This window comes from Glutamicibacter arilaitensis Re117 (assembly GCF_000197735.1).
Lineage (GTDB): Bacteria > Actinomycetota > Actinomycetes > Actinomycetales > Micrococcaceae > Glutamicibacter > Glutamicibacter arilaitensis.
The window spans coordinates 1165818-1185114 of record NC_014550.1 but is presented as its reverse complement, the minus strand read 5'-3'; the positions used below and the strand labels follow the sequence as shown (position 1 = coordinate 1185114).

The 19297-nt window shown below is 59.3% G+C and carries 15 protein-coding genes and 1 pseudogene; 7 read left to right on the top strand and 9 right to left on the bottom strand.

Annotation, left to right across the window (positions count from 1 at the left end; all coding sequences use genetic code 11):
• The first annotated feature begins 138 nt into the window (after positions 1-138).
• Positions 139-1182, top strand: coding sequence for an NAD(P)-dependent alcohol dehydrogenase (locus tag AARI_RS05910; protein ID WP_013348420.1), 1044 nt, complete (start codon positions 139-141; stop codon positions 1180-1182).
• A gap of 91 nt (positions 1183-1273) precedes the next feature.
• On the opposite strand, the gene AARI_RS05905 is transcribed toward AARI_RS05910, so the two are convergent.
• Positions 1274-1867, bottom strand: coding sequence for a hypothetical protein (locus AARI_RS05905; protein WP_013348419.1), 594 nt, complete (start codon positions 1865-1867; stop codon positions 1274-1276).
• Between the two features lie 344 nt (positions 1868-2211).
• Between AARI_RS05905 and AARI_RS05900 the strand changes: the two genes are divergently transcribed.
• On the top strand, positions 2212-2523 hold the full coding sequence (locus tag AARI_RS05900) for a DUF1883 domain-containing protein (RefSeq protein WP_013348418.1): 312 nt from the start codon (positions 2212-2214) through the stop codon (positions 2521-2523).
• A gap of 22 nt (positions 2524-2545) precedes the next feature.
• Here AARI_RS05900 and AARI_RS05895 read toward each other — a convergent pair whose 3' ends face one another.
• Together AARI_RS05895 and AARI_RS05885 are read right to left on the bottom strand one after the other, a co-directional pair.
• Positions 2546-3547 (bottom strand): ADP-ribosylglycohydrolase family protein, encoded by a 1002-nt coding sequence (locus AARI_RS05895; RefSeq protein WP_157867102.1) that lies wholly within the window; start codon positions 3545-3547, stop codon positions 2546-2548.
• 796 nt (positions 3548-4343) lie between these two features.
• Positions 4344-5664: pseudogene (locus AARI_RS05885) on the bottom strand (YjiH family protein).
• Between the two features lie 420 nt (positions 5665-6084).
• Between AARI_RS05885 and AARI_RS05880 the strand changes: the two are divergent.
• The 3 genes from AARI_RS05880 to AARI_RS05870 are packed head-to-tail and all read left to right on the top strand — an operon-like array spanning position 6085 to position 10702.
• Positions 6085-7110 (top strand): 3-oxoacyl-ACP synthase III, encoded by a 1026-nt coding sequence (locus tag AARI_RS05880; protein ID WP_013348415.1) that lies wholly within the window; start codon positions 6085-6087, stop codon positions 7108-7110.
• Positions 7104-9695 carry an alpha/beta fold hydrolase gene (locus AARI_RS05875; RefSeq protein WP_041649466.1) on the top strand — a complete coding sequence of 864 codons (2592 nt, stop codon included), beginning with the start codon at positions 7104-7106 and terminating at the stop codon, positions 9693-9695. The genes AARI_RS05880 and AARI_RS05875 overlap by 7 nt, the downstream gene beginning before the upstream one ends.
• Positions 9692-10702, top strand: a complete 1011-nt coding sequence (locus tag AARI_RS05870; protein ID WP_013348413.1) for an NAD-dependent epimerase/dehydratase family protein — start codon at positions 9692-9694, stop codon at positions 10700-10702. Before AARI_RS05875 ends, AARI_RS05870 begins: the two co-directional genes overlap by 4 nt.
• 124 nt (positions 10703-10826) lie before the next feature.
• Here AARI_RS05870 and AARI_RS05865 read toward each other — a convergent pair whose 3' ends face one another.
• From AARI_RS05865 to AARI_RS05850, 4 genes are all read right to left on the bottom strand, one after another.
• Positions 10827-11060 (bottom strand): biotin/lipoyl-containing protein, encoded by a 234-nt coding sequence (locus AARI_RS05865; protein ID WP_013348412.1) that lies wholly within the window; start codon positions 11058-11060, stop codon positions 10827-10829.
• Positions 11057-12082 carry an alpha-ketoacid dehydrogenase subunit beta gene (locus tag AARI_RS05860; protein WP_013348411.1) on the bottom strand — a complete coding sequence of 342 codons (1026 nt, stop codon included), beginning with the start codon at positions 12080-12082 and terminating at the stop codon, positions 11057-11059. Before AARI_RS05860 ends, AARI_RS05865 begins: the two co-directional genes overlap by 4 nt.
• Before the next feature lie 17 nt (positions 12083-12099).
• Positions 12100-13074, bottom strand: coding sequence for a thiamine pyrophosphate-dependent dehydrogenase E1 component subunit alpha (locus AARI_RS05855; RefSeq protein ID WP_013348410.1), 975 nt, complete (start codon positions 13072-13074; stop codon positions 12100-12102).
• Between the two features lie 66 nt (positions 13075-13140).
• A complete protein-coding gene (locus tag AARI_RS05850; RefSeq protein ID WP_269446611.1) occupies positions 13141-13857 on the bottom strand; it encodes an IclR family transcriptional regulator in 717 nt (238 codons plus the stop codon).
• 217 nt (positions 13858-14074) lie between these two features.
• On the opposite strand from AARI_RS05850, the gene AARI_RS05845 reads away from it, so the two are divergent.
• Entirely contained in the window at positions 14075-14935 is an 861-nt protein-coding gene (locus AARI_RS05845) for a prephenate dehydratase (RefSeq protein ID WP_013348408.1), read from the top strand.
• Positions 14936-15451: 516 nt separating this feature from the next.
• A complete protein-coding gene (locus tag AARI_RS05840; protein ID WP_013348407.1) occupies positions 15452-16846 on the top strand; it encodes an NAD(P)-binding domain-containing protein in 1395 nt (464 codons plus the stop codon).
• An 84-nt stretch (positions 16847-16930) separates the two neighbouring features.
• Here AARI_RS05840 and AARI_RS05835 read toward each other — a convergent pair whose 3' ends face one another.
• Positions 16931-17605 (bottom strand): response regulator, encoded by a 675-nt coding sequence (locus AARI_RS05835; RefSeq protein WP_013348406.1) that lies wholly within the window; start codon positions 17603-17605, stop codon positions 16931-16933.
• Positions 17606-17615: 10 nt separating this feature from the next.
• Positions 17616-19226 (bottom strand): sensor histidine kinase, encoded by a 1611-nt coding sequence (locus tag AARI_RS05830; RefSeq protein WP_013348405.1) that lies wholly within the window; start codon positions 19224-19226, stop codon positions 17616-17618.
• Between the last annotated feature and the right edge of the window lie 71 nt (positions 19227-19297).

Sequence of the window (19297 nt, the reverse complement as noted above, 5' to 3'; positions counted from 1 at the left end):
TTGTACCGTTAAATTCTTAGGCCACGAGGACAAACTGCTAGCTTTGCGGATTCTTTCCATAAGGCTTCATCGCTATCGCCAAACGGCATGGATCGCCGCAGCATCTGTTTTTGCCCAGAACTTTAAAGGAAGTACCTCATGACAACCATGGTTAACGCCTATGCGGCACCGTCTGCAACTGAGGGGCTCGTGCCGACTCAAATTGAGCGTCGAGAACTTGGCCCACATGACATCTTGATAGACATCAAGTTCTCGGGCATCTGCCACTCCGATATCCATACGGTTCGAGGTGAATGGGGACCACCCACCTTCCCACTGGTCCCTGGCCACGAAATTGCCGGTATCGTCGCTGAAATTGGTTCCGCGGTCTCCAAGCACAAAATCGGTGATCGAGTCGGCGTTGGCTGCTTGGTCAATTCCTGCATGGAGTGCGAGAACTGTCTCGCAGGCGACCAGCAGTTCTGCGAGCAAAGCGTAGGAACCTACGGTTCTACTGACCGTGACGGAACGATGACGCAGGGCGGCTACGCCACGCATGTCGTAGTCACCGAAAACTTCGCGTTGAAAATCCCGGAAGGAATCAACCTCGATGTAGCCGCACCGCTGCTCTGCGCCGGCATCACCACGTTCTCCCCGCTGAAGCACTGGGGCGCCGGGCCGGGCAAGAAGGTTGCAGTAGTAGGTCTGGGCGGACTGGGGCATATGGCAGTGAAGATCGCCAGCGCCATGGGTGCAGAGGTCACCGTGCTCTCGCAGTCGCTCAAGAAGAAGGACGACGGACTGAAGCTCGGTGCCAGCGACTACCGCGCCACCAGCGACGAGAGTACCTTCAAAGATCTTCACAAGCACTACGACCTGATCATCAACACGGTCAGCGCATCAATCAACATCAGCGACTACTTGGGCTTGCTGCGTGTCAATGGAACGATGGTCAATGTGGGTGCCCCAGCTGAACCGCTACCGGTCAACGCCTTCGCCTTGATCGGCGGCCGCCGCTCCTTTGCCGGCTCGCAAATCGGGGGCATCGAAGAAACCCAGGAAATGCTCGATTTCTGTGCGGAGCATGGTCTGGGCGCAGAAATCGAAGTCATTTCCGCAGACCAGATCAATGACGCCTATGAACGTGTTCTGAAGTCTGATGTACGCTACCGCTTCGTGATCGACACCGCGACCCTGGCATAGCCTGTTAGTAGTCTCAAAGAACGAAACGGCACCGCATTTGCCCTGATGTGCAGAGCAAATGCGGTGCCGTTCTCATCTTGTTGGCCAACGACTATTGTTTCCGTCGTGTCCGTTGCTGCCGTGGCTGCTCTTCGTTTTCCGGTGGCAAGGCTAGATAACTCTCTGCGGGTAAAGCCAACTTGATTGCAGCCAGCTCCGATTGGAGCTGTGCCACTGTGCCGTTGAGATTTTGCAGGTCTTTTCGACGCCTGCTGGCAGTCCTATAGCTTCTAACCAAAACGATGACGATCAAGGGGATTGCCACCACCAGGGCCCAGCCGCTGCGTGTGAAGAAATCGAGGGCAACAGGCAGTGCCTGGCTGAATTCCCAGAAGGAATTCACCCGCCCAGTGATCGATTCCAACGAGGATTCCAAAGGTTCCAAATACTGGCCAGCAAATGGGACGTTGGAAAGTTCCGGAGCGCTCATCGGAGGGTCTCCAACGGTCCACCGCGAATCACCTAAGCGCTTCAGCACATAGATTCCAGCGCCAGCGTTTAAAGTAGCGAATAACAGCGTGGAGGCGAATCCAACAAGCGCGAGCTGATGCCTACGCCAGAGCCCCATTCCTACGGCAAAACCTATGGCCAGAATCCAAATCCACATTCGAAGCTGTTCTAGGTCAATCCCGCTCAAGATATCCATGCATCCTACCCTGTCGCTTGTGGCCCGCAGAGCCCGAGTTGTACGAAACGTTACCCCACCCCTGTGAATAGACGGCTTCAGGTTTCCAGATGCCGCAACTTATTACGAAGCGGCTCACTTACTTACGGCTTTCAAATGATCGCGCCGACGTCCCCGTCGATTCCAGAGCTGCTCGGGATCTTGCATCGGGGTCAGATTGCCGGCTCGCCACCGTTAGGTGCATGAACGCGCACTGCAGCTCGGAGCACGCATGATGAGCTGTCTTGTCGCTTTCATCCTAAATCTGAGTTAATTGGGACTGGGCTCGCTACCGAGCAAACCATCTGAAACCAAGGAGACTAGCAATGACGGAACCTGAATTTGCCGAATACTCCTGGGACTTCCTTGAACGGGGAAGCATCTTGGTCGTAATTCTCAGCGGTCCGGCTCACCTCAGGTTGATGGATCCGGAAAATTTTGCGGCATTCCAGGACGGCGAAGAATTCGATGCCTTCGGCGGGCTCGCCCGCCGTGCTCCGTACCGCATTAAAGTGCCCCATTCCGGCCCTTGGTTCTTAGCGATAGACGTGGCTGGCCTTAACGTGCGAGGAGTGCGTCATGAAGTCAGCGTCGTGCCACCGCAAAAGCTTGAACAACGACGCTCAGGTAAGGACTAAACGCTAGATCCGCCGCTGGACCTCAACCGGCTAGTTCAGTAGAAATATCTAATAGGTGCTGAATCCTCAGGCTCGGCCAACCATGAACAATTTCCATCCATGGCAAGGGAATGCTCGAATACCCTCTAGCTGCACCAAGCAGCGATCCTGCAATTGCTGCCACGGTGTCGGTGTCTACACCTCCGCGAACTGCCGCTTCCAATGCCGAAACCAGATGATGCTCCTTGCTAGTTTCCTTGGCGTTGGTGATTGCACTCCAAGCGCCCTGGAACGCTTCGACCACCCAACCATTCCTGCTGAATTCCCTAGGCTGTCGATTTTCGGCCTGCTCGATGCGCTGTTCCCAAGTCATTGCCCGTTCTGGATTGAGCAGGGGCAGTCCGGCACGGATCTCTAGTTCGCCGGTAAGTATCGCGTGCTGAATGGCTACCGTCCACAGGCCACATGCTTCGGCGGCCTCGTCATCAAAATGAGTTAGCTTGCTGATCTCCACAGCCGCGTGAAAGGCCGCAGCTGGTGGTTCCGACAAATAGGCAAGGGCTACCGGGGCTGTACGCATGAGGCTGCCGTTTCCTCCGGAACGTCCAGTTCTGCGATGTAGTTCTTCTGAGCCCGACAGCGCGTCAGCAGTGTTTGGTTCGGTTCGTCCTCCTTCGCTCGCTACTCGCTGGGCATGGGAAAGAACGGCCCGTGTCTGGTTACCGACATCTGGAGCCTGGACTGCCCATTTGGCCCATTCTCGAATCATGTAGTCGCTGGCCGCAGCATCAAACCTGCCGCCGGATCCCAACAAGCCGCGAGCAATGACTATTGCCATCGACGTATCGTCAGTCCACTCCCCCGGTGCGAAATTCCCCAATCCGCCACCGATCATGGAAATTTCTGCGGATTCAGGCATGGGAGCGTTGAATTCGTACCCAGCACCGAGAGCATCGCCAGACGCCATTCCGGTCAGAACTCCACGAATTCGATCTTGCGCCTGTAATGGATATGCCATTTGTGCCTTTCGACGGTTGGATGCCAACGCAGGGAAACTTGCTTGAACCCAATGTAGCGATGCCCAGCGACACTATAGATGCACGTACAGTCCCCTCCGCCGGCAATCTGCTGTTTTCCAGATAGATCATCTTCTTGACAGGATAATGCTCAGCTTTGCTTCTCGGGTTGCTCGCCATGCATAAAGGAAAACAACCGTTCAGGGTTAGCCCGTTCAGGGTTAGCCCGTTCAGCAACAGCACCCGAAGCTGGTGCACCCGCTGCCGGGATACGTAAAAGCGTCAGGAACGGAAGAAGGGTATGGCACCGATAGAACATCGGTGCCATACCCTTGCAACTTGATTCGGATCTATTTCTCAGCTAGTCCACCTTTCGGGGACCATCTCACGGGATTGCAGGTGCCGGTGGAGTTGTCGGATCAACCGGATGCCCCGGTGCTGGTTCAGAAGGATCCAACGGCCCAGGAGGCGCAATCGGACCATCTGGCTGCGACGGGCTGGGCGGTCCATCAGGTTGCGATGGGCTAGGTGGAGCATCGGGAGCCGGTGGCTGCGCTGGTGGATCGGGTTGCTGAGGAATACTCGGATCCCCCTGCGTGGGTGCAACTGATTCGTGAATATGATTCATGTAAGCCTGCTTTCCCTCGTCGTGATCCGACCATTCAACGTTGAAGCGCATGAGGATGCAACAGCGTTCAGGATTCGCCAAGCTACGCGCCCGTGCAGGGATGCGCATTGGCTTCAAATGCCAAAGGCGCCCTTACCACCAGGCAGATGCGGTGGTAATAGCGCCTTCAAGCTTCCATGGCTGGTGATCGGCGAGCGCTATAAGATCATGCGCACCAGTGGAGTGGCGATCAGGTTGGTCAGCACGACGCGCTGGAACCAGATGACAACCATTTGCGGAATGCTCAGCGGGATCTGCGTGGCCAAGATGCATGGAAACAGTGCGGAGAAGAAGATAATCGCCGAAACGCAAACGATGGCAATGACCATCCGCAGTTCCAAGGACTCATGTCCGGCGGCGAGCGTAGCTGGCAGGAACATTTCTGCGATACCGGTAGCCGAAGCCTTGCCAGCCAGCAGCGGGTCGTCGAGCCCGACAACCCAGGCGAATGGAACGAACAGGTAGCCTAGCCAATCGAAGATCGGAGTGTAACCGGCCAGGACCAAGCCGATCAAGCCCACAGACAAGATGGAGGGAAGAATGGCCATTGCCATTTTCAGACCGTCCCAGACATTGATCAGAATATTCTTGCCCAGCGATGGCGCGTACTTCGCCGAAACCATGGCCGCTGCCCACGCTGCGCGCGGACGGCTTCCAGTTACAGGCTGTTCCTTGTCGTGCTCTACGCCCAGGAAGGTGGTGTCAGGAATTCGGCTCGAGGGCGGGATGCGCACCGAGACGGCGCTGACTGCGAAAGTTACGAACAGCGCCAGCCAGAAGTACAGGCTCCAGTGATCCATCAGATCCAGCGCCTTGGCAACAATAATCATGAAGGTTGCTGACACGGTGGAAAAGCCGGTGGCGATGATCGCCGCTTCGCGGGCGGTGTAGCGTCCGGCGCGGTACATGCGGTCGGTCAGCAGCAAGCCCAGAGAGTAGCTGCCCACGAACGAGGCCACCGCGTCAACGGCTGAGCGTCCCGGGGTGCGCCACACTGGGCGCATCACGGGCTGGCAGAAGATGCCCAGGAATTCCGTCAGGCCATATCCGACCAGCAGCGCCAGGAAGATCGCGCCAATGGGAACAATGAGGCCCACAGGAATTACGAGCTTTTCGAACAGGAATGGACCCATGTCCGGCTCCATCAGCCAGGCCGGCGCAAAGCCGAAGACCAGAGCGCAGCCTACGAGCAGACCCAGCACGTTCAAGAAGGCGAACAGTCCGCGGACTTTGGAAGCCTTCCAACCGCCGGTGGCAAAGGGCATGATCGTTCCGGCCAGCAGCACCAGCAGCGCGTAGGCCGGCACCGCCGGTGCAGCCGCGTTCTGCACCCAGGTCACTCGGTGGTCCAGTGGGATGGTGCTCTTGCCGTTAAGTGCCACGGGGGACGAAGAAGAAAAAGATGCCGATCAGGCTGTACGCCAGGAATCGCAGTACATCAGGAAACTTTGCTTTCGTTTCTACTGCAGGTGAGGTCATGAGACACCGCTTCAGTCGATGAGGGCTCGGGTGCATCAATATGTTTGATGCTTCATCTATGAAACCCGAGATCCATACCGGGATGTGAACCACCTCGCTTTTCATGTTCGGGGTTTCAGATTTGACCCTGATGATCGCTTCTTGGCGCACACCTGCCTTGCCCCGATGGAAGCAAGCCCAATTCACGAACCGCCTCCTTTCCATGATTCTCAAAGGACTAGTCTGTAGGATCGATATAGTCTGCATAGGCACTGATTCCAGCTTTCGGCTGAAAACACGCGCTCAAATAGGTCTTGGCGTCATGCAGGGAATAACCTAGGGAGAACAACATACGCAGCCGATGGCACTCACCTCATCGGCCACGACGTTTCAATGCAGCACGCAGCACATAGATAGTCCAGCAGAAACGAAGGCACCATTTTGAACGGCAATGCCACCTTTAAGCACCACAACGTTGCGCTTTTATCAGTGAACAGCGTCCTCGCACCCGAGGTGGTGAGCTCTGCAGAATTCGACGAGCGACTTGCTCCTAGCCTGAAACGTCTTCGCCTGTCCAAGAAGCTTCTGGAACGAGTTTCCGGGGTCAAGGAACGCCGCTGGTGGTCCGATGGCGTTGAATTCGACGACGCTGCAATTCTTGCCGGCAAGAAGGCGCTGGCCCAGGCCGGTGTCGATGCCAGCGAAATCGGCCTGCTGATCAACACTTCGGTCACCCGCCGCAACTTGGAGCCATCGGTGGCTTCCAAGGTGCACAACGGCTTGGGCTTGCCATCCTCCGCCATGAATTTCGACGTAGCCAATGCCTGCCTCGGTTTCGTCAACGGCATGAGCCTGGCCGCGAACATGATCGATTCGGGCCAGATCAAGTACGCCCTGATTGTTGCCGGCGAAGACGCCAAGCCAACGCAGGAAACCACTTTCCAGCGGCTGAACGCTGAAACTTCCACGCGCGATGACTACATGCGTGAATTCGCCACGCTGACCTTGGGTTCCGGCGCCGCCGCTGCGGTCATTGGCCCAGCGGATGCGCACCCGGAAGCGCACCGCATCGTCGGCGGCGTATCGCGTGCCGGCACCGAGCACCACGAGCTGTGTGTCGGCGGTCCCTCGGGCATGTACACGGACACCAAGGGCTTGCTGGATAACGGCCTCGAACTGGTCGTGGATGCCTGGGATGAAGCCCATCAATCCGGATGGAACTGGAAGTCCATGGATCGCTATGTGACCCACCAGGTTTCCAAGTCCTACACCAACGCCATTATCAAGGCCGTGGGCCTGGTCAAGGACCGCGTGCCGATCACGTTCTCCAAATGGGGCAACGTTGGCCCTGCATCCTTGCCGATGACCCTGTCCCAGGAAGCCGATTCGCTGAAGAAGGGCGATCGGGTGCTGTGCATGGGCGTCGGCTCGGGCCTGAACACCGCGATGATGGAGATTGCCTGGTGACCGAGCTTTTCCCCGGTGTAAATGCAATTTATTCAAAGTATCTGGACGTGCCGTCCACTTCCCAGGTGGACAGCCCGGGCACCGAGCACCGGTGGCACTTCCTGGATAACAACGAAGAACTTGAACAACGCGGAATAAAGCCGGTAGGCACCTTGGTGTGCGTACATGGCAACCCCACCTGGTCCTACATCTGGCGCAGCCTGCTGAACCATGTCTCCGAGCACCAGCTGCCGTGGCGCGTAGTGGCCGTGGACCAGCTGGATATGGGCTTCTCGGAGAGGACCGGCAAGTTCCGCCGCTTGGCTGACCGGGTCAATGATCTCAACGACCTGACCCAAGCCCTGGACCTGACCGGCAAGATCACCACTGTGGGCCACGACTGGGGCGGGATCATCTCCTTGGGCTGGGCTGTCGCCCACCCGGACCAGTTGGAAAACGTGGTTCTGACCAACACCGCAATCCATCCGGCAGGCTTTGAGCTTCCATCCGCCCTGAAACTCGCCTCGCACCCTGCCGTGCATGGCTGGGGCACCAAGACTTCTCCCGCCTTCTTGCAGGTGACCCATGCATTGGCGCAGCCTGCGCTGGCTCCGGCAGTGCGCAAGGCCTTCATGGCTCCCTACACGAGCGCTGACAAGCGTGAGGGCGTCGCCAACTTCGTTGCCGACATCCCGTTCTCCCAAGAGCACCCGAGCCGTCCGGCATTGGATGAGATCTCCGAAGCAGTGCGCTCCTTGAAGGTCCCGGCACTGATGCTCTGGGGACCGAAGGACCCGGTCTTCTCCGACCGCTACCTGCGCGATTTGATGTCCCGGCTGCCACACGCCCAGGTGCACCGCTTCGAAGGCTCCAGCCACCTGGTAGGCGAAGACAACGACATCGCCACCCCGATCTTCCAGTGGCTTGCCGGCGAGCAGAATTCCAAGAACATCTCGCGCGCCGAAGCCTTGGGTGAATACCGCCCAATGCTTGCCGAGCTGGACTCGCGCACCGAAGACCAAACAACTGCGGTCGTGGACATCAACCCCGCACGCTCGCTGTCATGGGCCGAGCTTGGCGAACGCGTGAACGCACTGGCAGCAGGCCTGCAGCAGATCGGCGTGAAGGCCGGGGACCGGGTGAACCTGCTGGTTCCGCCGGGCATCGAACTGACCACACTGATCTACGCCTGCCTGCGCTTGGGCGCAGTGATCGTGGTGGCCGATGCGGGTCTTGGCACCAAGGGCATGGGACGAGCCATCAAGGGCGCTGGACCAAGCTACCTGGTTGGCATCGACCGCGCCCTGACCGGAGCCCGGCTCTTTGGCTGGCCCGGAATCAAGATTGCTGCCGAAGACCTGCCAACTGCCAAGCGCAAGCTGCTGGGTGTCGCCCATACCTTGCCCGAACTCTACGCAGCTGGCGGCAAGGCATCTGCGCAGGAACTGGCCTTTGAACCGGCCACCCCGGATGCAGACGCTGCGGTACTGTTCACTTCCGGCTCCACTGGCCCGGCCAAGGGCGTGGTGTACACGCACCGCGAACTGGCTGCAATGCGCGATACCCTGCGCGAAACCTACAACCTCAAGGCCGGTTCCGCGCTGGTGGCGGGCTTTGCCCCGTTCGCGCTGCTAGGCCCCGCCTTGGGCGCCACCTCGGTCACCCCCGATATGGATGTGACCGCTCCGCGCACGCTAACTGCTGCTGCACTGGCCGATGCCGCTCTCGCGGTGGACGCAACCACGGTCTTCGCCTCCCCTGCCGCGCTGGCTAACGTGCTGGAAACCCAGGATGCGCTGAACCCAGCCCAGCGAGAGACCTTGGAAGGGGTCTCGCTGATGCTCTCGGCCGGCGCCCCGATTCCCGAGCACTTGCTGGCCAAGGTCCAGGATCTGGTTCCCAACGCCCGGGTCCATACCCCCTACGGAATGACCGAAGCACTGCCGGTCACCGATATCGACTTGCCCGGGATCCGCGCTGCCGGAGCGGGTAATGGAGTGTGCGTGGGCACCGCCGTGGCCGGGGCCACTGTTGCCATCGCACCGATTGACGCCTTGGGCGTGGCCGGCGATCAGCCGGAATACACCCCGAATGCCACCGGTGAAATCCTGGTTCGCGCACCCCACGTCAAGGACCGCTATGACCGCTTGTGGATTACCGAGCAGCTCAGTACCTCCATCCCCGGCTGGCACCGCACCGGCGACGTCGGGCATCTGGATGAGGCCGGACGCCTGTGGGTCGAGGGCCGCCTTGGCCACGTGCTGCGCACCTCCAAGGGAGCCATTACCCCGGTAGCTGCCGAGCATGCGGTTGAATCGGTTGCCGGCGCTGGTCGTGCCGCATTGGTCGGGGTCGGTCCTGCCGGTACCCAGGCTGCAGTGGTGGTCATGGAAACCGTGCCCCCTGCCCGCAAGCCGGGCCCGGCCGCCAATGATCTGGCCCGCCAGGTACGCACCGCGGTCGGTGCCACCGGCACCGAGGTGGCCGCCGTCCTGGTGGTGCCCAACCTGCCAACGGATATCCGCCATAATTCCAAGATTGACCGGGCCGCGCTCGCCGACTGGGCTACCGCGACCCTCGCCGGTGGAAGGATCCGCAAGCCATGAATTCATCGGAAAATACTGGCACTGCCCGTCGTGTTCTGGTCACCGGCGCCAGCGGCATGCTCGGCGGCGCTGTGGCCCAGCTGTTGCGCGACAAGGGCCACCATGTGCGCACCTTCCAGCGTGGAGCTTCCGCATCAGCCACCGATGAAGTCCGCGGCTCGCTGGCCGATCAGCAAGCTGTAGCCGCCGCCGTTGAGTCCATGGACGCGGTCATCCACCTGGCGGCCAAGGTCTCCTTCACCGGTGCGTGGGAAGACTTCGTCGCCACAAATATCACGGGTACCAGCAACCTGCTCGAAGCGTCCAAGGATGCAGGGGTCAAGGATTTCGTCTTCGTCTCTTCGCCTTCCGTGGCCCACTTTGGCGATTCACTGGCCGGCGCCGGTGCGGGCCAAGCTGATCCGGATAAGGCACATGGATCCTACGCGCGATCCAAGGCCGCCGCTGAGTTGCAGGCGCTGGGCGCGGATTCGCCAGCGTTTCGCGTGACCGCGATCCGACCGCACGTGGTGTGGGGTCCGGGCGACACCCAGCTGGTGGAACGTGTCATCCAACGAGCCAAAGCCGGACGGCTGCCGTTGCTGGATCAGGGTGCTGCACTGATCGACACCACCTATATCGACAATGCTGCTGCAGCAATTGTCCGCGGACTGGAACGCATGGATCACGCCCATGGGCGGGCCCTGGTAGTTACCAACGGCGAACCGCGGCCAGTGGGCGAGCTGATCGCCGGCATCTGCCAAGCAGGCGGCGCCCCGGCTCCCAAGCTGAACGTTCCAGGCTGGCTGGCCCGCGGCGCCGGCTCGGTCATCGAGAAGCTGTGGCTTGCCGCCGGTTCGCGCAACCTGGTGCACGATGAACCTCCGATGACCCGCTTCCTAGCCGAGCAGCTGTCCACCGCGCATTGGTTCGACCAGCGCGAAACCCACGAGGTTCTCGATTGGAAACCTGAAGTGGGCATCGATGAAGGCTTGCAGAAGCTGGCGGAGCATTACCGCGCATCCTGACACCGCTTAGCGACCAGCGCGATGCAGCCCCGAAGCCTTGGGGGAAGCTTCGGGGCTGCATTCCTGCTTAGCTGGCGTTTCTCCGTTTTTGGGGGGGGAACGGGTGAAAAGCCTGCAGGTCTTTTCAGGCGATGCTGGCAATCGCCGAGTTCTGGATAACGACGGCACCCTCCTCGACTAGGTGAGTCAAGACGCCGGCGGCCGGTGCGTTGATTTCCATGTCAATCTTGTCCACGGCAACTTCTGCAATCAGTTCACCTTCGGCCACGGTGGCTCCGCTATCCACAAACCAGGTGGCAACGGTGCCTTCAGCATCGGGGTCTTTCTCGGAAAGTACGGGGAATAGTACCTGGCTCATCGTCCCACCTGCTTCAATACTGCTTCCTTAATTCGTGCCGGCGTCGGCAGTACCGTGTATTCCAGCGTCCGAGCGTATGGGATTGGAAGATCTGGATTGGCCACGCGGCCAATCGGCGCCTTCAAGATGGTTGGATCATGCTCCGCGATCCGGGCAGCGATCTCACCGGAAAGGCCAAAGGATTGGTAGTCCTCGTCTACGATGACCAGATGTCCGGTCTTGGTTACCGAGTCGATAATCGCCTGGGTATCCATGGGAACAATGCTGCGCAGGTCGATGACCTCGACATCCACGCCCTCACCGGCCAACTCCTCGGCCACGTCAAGTGCGTGGTGCACCGAAAGCGAAAGCGTCACGATGGTGACATCCTTGCCGCTACGCGGTACCGCGGCCTTGCCGATCTCCACGACGTGGTCCCCTCCAGGAACCGGGCCAATCGAACGTCGGTTCTTCTTCATCCACGCCAAGCCTTGGATGCCCTTGTGGTACATGAACACCACTGGGTTGTCGTCGCGGATCGCCGCGGTCATCAGTCCAGCTGCATCCGCTGGGTTGCTGGGCACCACGACCTTCATTCCCGGCAGGTGGGCGAAAGTGCCCCACAGGCATTGTGAGTGCTGCGCGCCGTCGGAGTAGCCGCCGCCCACTGCGGTGGTCAGCACCAGCGGAACCTTGACGTTGCCGCCGGATTCATAGTGGATCTTGGCCATGTGGTTGTAGATCTGATCCATGCAGACTCCGAAGAAGTCCACGAACATCAATTCCACAATCGGGCGCATGCCCTCGGTGGCAGCACCGATCGCAGCGCCGATGAAGCCTGTTTCGGAGATGGGCGTATCGATGATCCGCTCTGGCCCGAAACGTTCCAGCAAGCCGGTAGTCGAGGAGAAGATGCCGCCGTAGGGTCCCACATCCTCACCCATGACGAACACGTTTTCATCGCGTTCCATTTCCCGGGCGATCGCCTCAACGGTGGCCTTGGCAGTATTCAGGCGGCGAGTGCCTGTCGCATCCGTAGCCATTTCATGCTCCTTATTCGCTATGCGAAAACGTAGTCGCCGGCGGTGGATGGATCAGGTTCAGGGCTGGATTTGGCGAATTCCACTGCTGCTTCCACCCGCTTGACCGCTTCACTGCGGGTTTGCTCAACGAAGGAATCGTCAATGACCCGTGCATCGCGCAAGGTCTGCTCGTAGGTCGGAATCGGGTCGCGGCCCGGAACTCCTTCCAGATCGGAGCGGTATCCCTGGGCATCGCCTTCGAAGTGGCCCCACAGGCGCAGCGTGCTCACTTCCAGCAAGCTCGGTCCCCCGCCATTACGCGCCCGTTCAAATGCCTTGCCGGCTTCTTCGTAGACGGATTCAACAGCGTTGTCTTCAACCCGGACTCCGGGAATGCCGTAGGCGGCTGCTCGCACCGCGTTGGATGGCACCGAGGTGGACTGCGAGCGCGGAACCGAGATTCCCCAATCATTGTCTTCCACCACGAAGATCACTGGCAGCTTCCATAGGGCCGCAAGGTTCAGCGATTCATGGAAGGCACCCTGGTTGGCGGCGCCTTCGCCGGCTACCGCGATGGCTACATTATTGGTGCCTCGGCGCTTCATGGCCAGGGCCTGGCCGACGGCTACTGGCAAGCCTTCGCCGATGATTCCGGAACAGGAGAATTTGGCTTTCGGATCAAACAGGTGCATGTGTCCGCCTCGACCGCGGCCCAGCCCGTCAACCCTGCCGAAGATCTCGGCGGTCATCGCATTGATCTCCACACCGTGGGCCAGTGCGAAGTGATGCGGACGGTGCGTCGCGGTGACGGAGTCGCCTTCGGTTGCATGCGCGCAGACTCCGGCGGCTACTGGTTCCTGTCCTGCGGCCAGGTGCATTTCGCCGGGAATCAGGCCAGCGCCAATATCGAATACCGGCTTTTTATCGGCGTGATACTCACGCAAGATCGTCTCTTCGTATGTCCTGATCATTACCATCTGCTGGTAAAGCTCACGTTGAGTGTTCGAGTCCATGTCCCCTCCTTGGGCCGAGGACTCAATCATGCAACCCACGTCATATGCTCAACAAGAGGAGGAATTTCAAATGGTGATAAGAGGTGTCCCCATGGCCAATCCCAACCTGCGAGCGGCGCGCTTCAGGCTCACCGTTTCTTCCGCAGCCAACGTGCGCTGCGAGGGTAGTGAAACAGCAACAGCACCAACCAAGCCATTGGAACGGATCGGGGCGGCATGGCAGCTGATCCCCAGCAGGTACTCTTCCTTATCCGACCAGATGGGAACATTCTCGGCCAGGCTGCGCTCCAGGTTGCCCTTGCTGGTGATGGTGTGGGGCGTCAGGTCATGCAGGTCATGGCTGTTGATGTAGGCATCGCGCAATTCCTCGCTCACGTTGGCCAGGATCGCCTTGCCAAATGCCGTGGCATGGCCCGATTCATGGATGCCCACCCACAGATCCACACTGCGACCTTCAGGCCCTTCGACCATGGCGAGCAAATGGATTTCGCCTTCTTGGTAGGTAGTCAAATAGGTGGCCGCACCCAGCTCGGCGCTAAGTGAGCGCAAAACTGGCCTTATCCGAGGAAGGAATTCTTGCACGGTCTCGTTCTGGACGGTTAGCGCTGAGGCGCCTATCGCATACCCGCCGTCTACCTTGGACAGATACCCCTCGAACTCCAAAGTTCGCAGCAGATGGTAAGTGGTCGGCAAAGGAAGCTCTGTCATGCGTGCCAACTTTTTCGCTGGCAACGGCATAGCGCTGGATGCCACAGCTTCAAGCAGGCGAAGCGCCTTTTGCACCGAACCAATCAAGGTAGGTTCCGCCAAATTGCACCCCCAAGAATAGAAGAAGACCCCACTGCTTCATCAGTGATCCACATCATACCCCAGTGATGTTGCTGCCCAACAGGGAGCCGATTTAACGTCCATCGCACTCCAGAAGCACTTTCCCGATACGCGTACGAAACCTTGGTACTTGCTTTTCTGCCCTCCGGTAGCGCTGGGCTATGTTGTTTTAATGAGCAACAAGATTTCCTATCAGGGCGAAGCCGGTTCCAACTCGAATATGGCTTGCACAGAACTTTTCCCCGATAAGGAAGCGGTGCCCTGCGCCAGCTTTGAAGATGCTTTCTCCATGGTGGAAAACGGCGAAGCGGACTTGGCCATGATCCCTATCGAGAATTCGCTGGCCGGACGCGTTGCCGATATCCATGTCTTGCTGCCCGAATCGCAGCTGCAGATCGTGGCCGAGCACTACCTGCGAATCCGATTCGATCTGCTGGGGCTGCCAGGCAGCACCATTGCGGGCGCTACTGAAGTGCACAGCCACATCCATGCGCTGGGCCAGTGCCGCAAGATCATCCGCGAGCACCAGCTGACCCCGGTCATTGCCGGGGATACCGCAGGTTCCGCGCGCGAGGTACGCGATTGGAATGATCCCACCAAGCTGTCCTTGGCGCCACCTCTGGCAGCAGAACTCTATGGCTTGGAAGCGCTGGCTACAGGAGTGGAGGATGACCAGACCAATACAACTCGTTTCGTTGTACTTGCACGCCGGCAGGATCTCCCGAATCGCTCCACCATGCCAGAATCCGTGATCACCACATTGGTCTTCCAGGCTCGCAACGTACCCAGCGCCCTATACAAAGCCCTGGGCGGTTTCGCTACCAACGGCGTGAACCTCACCCGCTTGGAAAGCTACATGGTGGGTTCCGGCTTCGTGGCCACAACTTTCATGGTTGATATCGAAGGACACCCCGACGATCTTCCGGTACGCCGAGCCCTAGAGGAGCTGGACTTCTTCACCTGGGAAATCAAGATCCTCGGCTCCTATCCGGCCAGCGAGCACCGACAGAATACTGTAGCGTCCTTCGTTTAATCCCTGGAGCTAATTCCTCCGGACAGGTCCCGGCACCGCGACGAAGCTACTGGACTCTTCAGTCCTGCCACAGCTCCCCTTTCAACGACATGATTACGCGCGGTTTTCAACGTTGCGCCCCTGTATTTTCAGACTCTCGCAAAAGTTCCAGCACCCGCATTCCGCTGTGCAGCTGATCCGGGGTCCATCGGGGCTGCACCACAGCGTTCCCTTCTGCTCTGTACCAACTCCTGACCACCCTCTTTGGCATTCGATTGCACGCTATTCTTCCGGCTGACTCATTCCGAAAATACCCACTGACCTCTGCATTCAAGATCCATATAATTGACGGCTGGTAGAATGGGGATTTATAGCCTGTGCCTATGGAAGGTTTTCATATAGAAATCTGCACCTCCCGTCCGCACGGCTAGAGAACTGGTTTAGAGCACATTTGTTGTAACGCGCGGCCAAATATCCCGGATTCCGGTACTGCGGCCGGCGCGAGATTTTCAAGGCTTACAGGCCGGAGAGGAACGCTTGACTCAACGCGTCGCAATCATTGGAGCAGGACCCAGCGGCATCGCCCAGCTGCGGGCTTTCGATTCTGCCAAGAAAACAGGGCAGGATATCCCAGAAATCGTCTGCTTCGAAAAGCAGGATGATTGGGGAGGCCAGTGGAACTACAACTGGCGCTCCGGGATCGACAAATACGGCGAACCAGTGCACTCGAGCATGTACCGCAATCTCTGGTCCAATGGCCCGAAGGAAGCCCTGGAATTCGCCGAGTACACCTTCGATGAGCATTTCGGCAGGCCGATTTCATCTTATCCGCCACGAGCAGTGCTCTGGGATTACATCAATGGCCGTGCAGAGAAATCCGATATAAAGAAGTACGTGCGCTTTGCCACCGTGGTCCGCTGGGTAGATTACAACGAAAGCACCGAGCTCTTCACCGTCACCACCGAAGATCTGAAAACCGGCAAGACTGCGTCTAGCGACTTCACCCATGTCGTGGTCGGAACCGGCCACTTCAGTTTCCCTAACGTTCCTGAATTCGCAGGAATAGGCACTTTTCCCGGAGAGCTCATGCATGCCCACGATTTCCGTGGAGCCGAGCGCTTCGCCGGCAAGGACATCCTGCTCATCGGCGCCAGCTACTCTGCCGAGGACATCGGCGTCCAGTCCTTCAAGATGGGTGCGCGCTCGGTCACCTACAGCTACCGCACCGCTCCGATGGGCTTCGACTGGCCCCAGGGCATTGAGGAGCTTCCGCTCATCGATCGCTTCGAAGGGTCCACGGCCCATTTCAGCAATGGCGTATCACGCAAGTTCGATGCGGTAATCCTCTGTACCGGCTACCTCCACCATTACCCGTTCTTGCCCTCCGGGTTGGCTCTGGACTCGCCGAACAACGTATATCCGGATACCTTGTACCGTGGTGTCGCATCCGAGAACAACAACAAGCTGTATTACCTGGGCGCCCAGGACCAGTGGTTCACCTTCAACATGTTCGATGCCCAAGCATGGTACGTCCGTGATCTGATTACCGGGAAGGCCTCGATCCCCGCAGCGGGCGACCAGCGGATCAGCATCGATGCGTGGTTGAAGCGTTTTAATGCCATTGAAACCGCTGAAGACGAAGTGAAGTTCCAGGCCGACTACATTCGCGATCTCATCGAGCAGACCGATTACCCCATGTTCGATCTGGATGAGGTCACCCGTACCTTCATGGCGTGGAAGAACGACAAGAAGAAAAACATCATGACCTACCGGGACAAGGTTTATCCTTCGGTCATGACCGGTACCATGGCAGCCACGCACCATACGCCGTGGCTCAGCGAATTGGACGACAGCCTGGAACGCTACATGGCTCCCGTTCCGTCCGAAAGCGTGGAAGACTTGGCCGCCACTGAAAAGGCCAAGTCAAAGTAGCGCTGAGCAGAACCGCGCACTGTGGCTGCGTGCTTTTGGACGCAGCCACAGTGCTTTCTGATCTGCAAAACCCAAGTTCCGGGGCTAGCCCCTCCATGAGTAGCGGCGCTCGGGCCTGCCGACTCCCCCGTAGCGCAGGTTCACCTGAGCCAGGTTTTCCTCTGCCAGGTATTCCAGATACCGGCGAGCGCTCACCCGGGACGTGCCCAGCTTCTGCGCGGTTTCGGTGGCCGAGATGGGTTCGGCGGCTTCCTTGACGATGCTCTCAACCAGTTCCATGGTTTCGGCGCTGCAGCCTTTGGGAAGAGGCCGGCGCTTTTGTCCGCCGAGCCCGAAGAGCATGTTCACATCGGCCTGCTGCAATTCCTGGTCCGCTGCTTCGCCCAGCGGCTGGTAGGCCTTCGCGTAGTGCTCCAGCCGTTCGCGCAGGTCATCCCGCGAGAAGGGCTTCATCAGATAGTGGACGATGCCGCCACGAAGCGCGCGGCGCACGGTATCCATTTCCCGCGCCGCGCTGATCACCAGGACATCGAGCTCCGGCTGGACTTCGCGCAGGCGCTGCAAGAGGTCCAGGCCGTTCATGTCCGGCAAATGGATATCGAGCAAGATGAGATCCGGCGAGAGCGCGCCGGCGGCCTTGATCGCGTCACCGGCGGAGTGCGCCACGCCGACCACGGTGAACCCCGGTTCGCTGTTGACGAATCCAGAGTGCACCTTGGCGACCATGAAGTCATCGTCGATCACCAGTACTTTGATCACTTCTTGCTTCCTACTTCCTGAGCGTGGCGGTAAACCGGGCGCCTTGGACATTGGCCGCGGCCAGCTCTCCACCGCGGCGGCGGCAAACCAGGCGGCTGATGGCAAGGCCGAAGCCCCTGCCGCCGGAAACCGCACTGTCCTTGGTGGAGAAACCTTGGGTAAAGATCTCGTCCATGGCATCTTCCGCGATGCCTTCTCCATTGTCCCTCACGGTGATTCGCACCAGCTCGCTGGTTTCCTCGATCCTGACCTGGATTTCCGGATTGGCAGCCGCAGCGGCCGCGTCCATCGCGTTGTCGACGAGATTGCCGATCACGGTGGTCAGATCCCGAGCCAGCTGGTCCTCGCACCTGCCCAAGGTTGAGCTAGGCGCCATCTTCAGGTGCACCCCTCGCTCGGCGGCCACGCTGGACTTGGCAATCAGCAACGCGGCAATCGTGGGTTCGGCGATGCACGCGGAGACGTCCTCGAAGATCTTGCTCCGGCTGAAGCTCACGCCATCGATGAAGCCCACGACCTCGTCGTATTCCCCGAGCTGGATCAACCCGGAAATTGCGTGCAGCTGGTTGGCGAATTCGTGGGTCTGCGCCCTGAGCATGTCGGCGGTGGCCTTGCTGTCCCCAAGTTCTTGTTCCAGCAGGGTCAGTTCGGTCTTGTCGCGGAAGGTGGTGACCGATCCCAAATCCCGCCTGGCGGTCTTGACCGGCATCCGGTTGAAGACCAATACCCGCTCGCCGACAAGGAATTGCCGGTCGGGCAGCTCTTGGCTGGTGGTCAGTGCATGGCGCACCTGCGGAACAACATCCAATTCGTCCAGGGTCTTGCCCACGCAGTGGCTGGGCAGCTGGAGCAGCTCGATGGCGACATCATTGGCCAGCATCACCCGGCTATCCGGCGACACCGAGATGATTCCCTCTTTGACTCCGTGCAGCAGGGCTTCGCGATGCTCGAAAAGCTCTGCAATTTCCCGCGGTTCAAGCCCACGGGTCTGGTGCTTGACCCAGCGGGCCAGCAAGACTGAGCCGGAGGTGCCCAGCAGCAGGGAAATGACCAGGGTGAACAAGGCGTTGGGAGCGATCTCCTGGATCATCTCGCCGGTGCTGGGATAGCTTTGGCCGGCGCTGACGATGCCGACCATCTTCCCTTCGTCGTCCAGCACCGGAACCTGCGCAATCAAGACGTGGTTGCCATTGCGCCAGATTTCCCCGGTCCATCCGCGGCCTTCGGTGACGGCGGATTCAGGGTGCAGTATCGAGGTTCCGACTTCATCCGGGTAGCTGGAGGTGACGACCGTTCCCCGGGGATCGGCAATGGTCACGAATTGGAGACCCGAGGTGCTGCGCACCGATTCGCCCATGGCAGGCAACGCCGAACCCATTTCCGGCTCCGCCTCGGGCAGGAGCACGCGCAGCAGGGGGTTCGCAGCCAGCGATTCGGCGGCCGAGAGGCTGCGGCGCCCCTCGATTTTTTCGAAGTTATTGGTGGCCTGGGTCAGCGATACCGTGATGACCCCGGCCAGCACCACCGCGATAATGAGCAATTGCAGTATCAGGTACTGCCCTGCAAGTGTCAGCTTGCGGCGCGTGTACAGATTAGCGAGCCAGAAACGCACGGCACCCATTGCCTCGCCCCCAATATTCCAGAAATCCACGTTGCACCCGGCAGGTCCTTGCTGGCACCTGCATCCGGGCA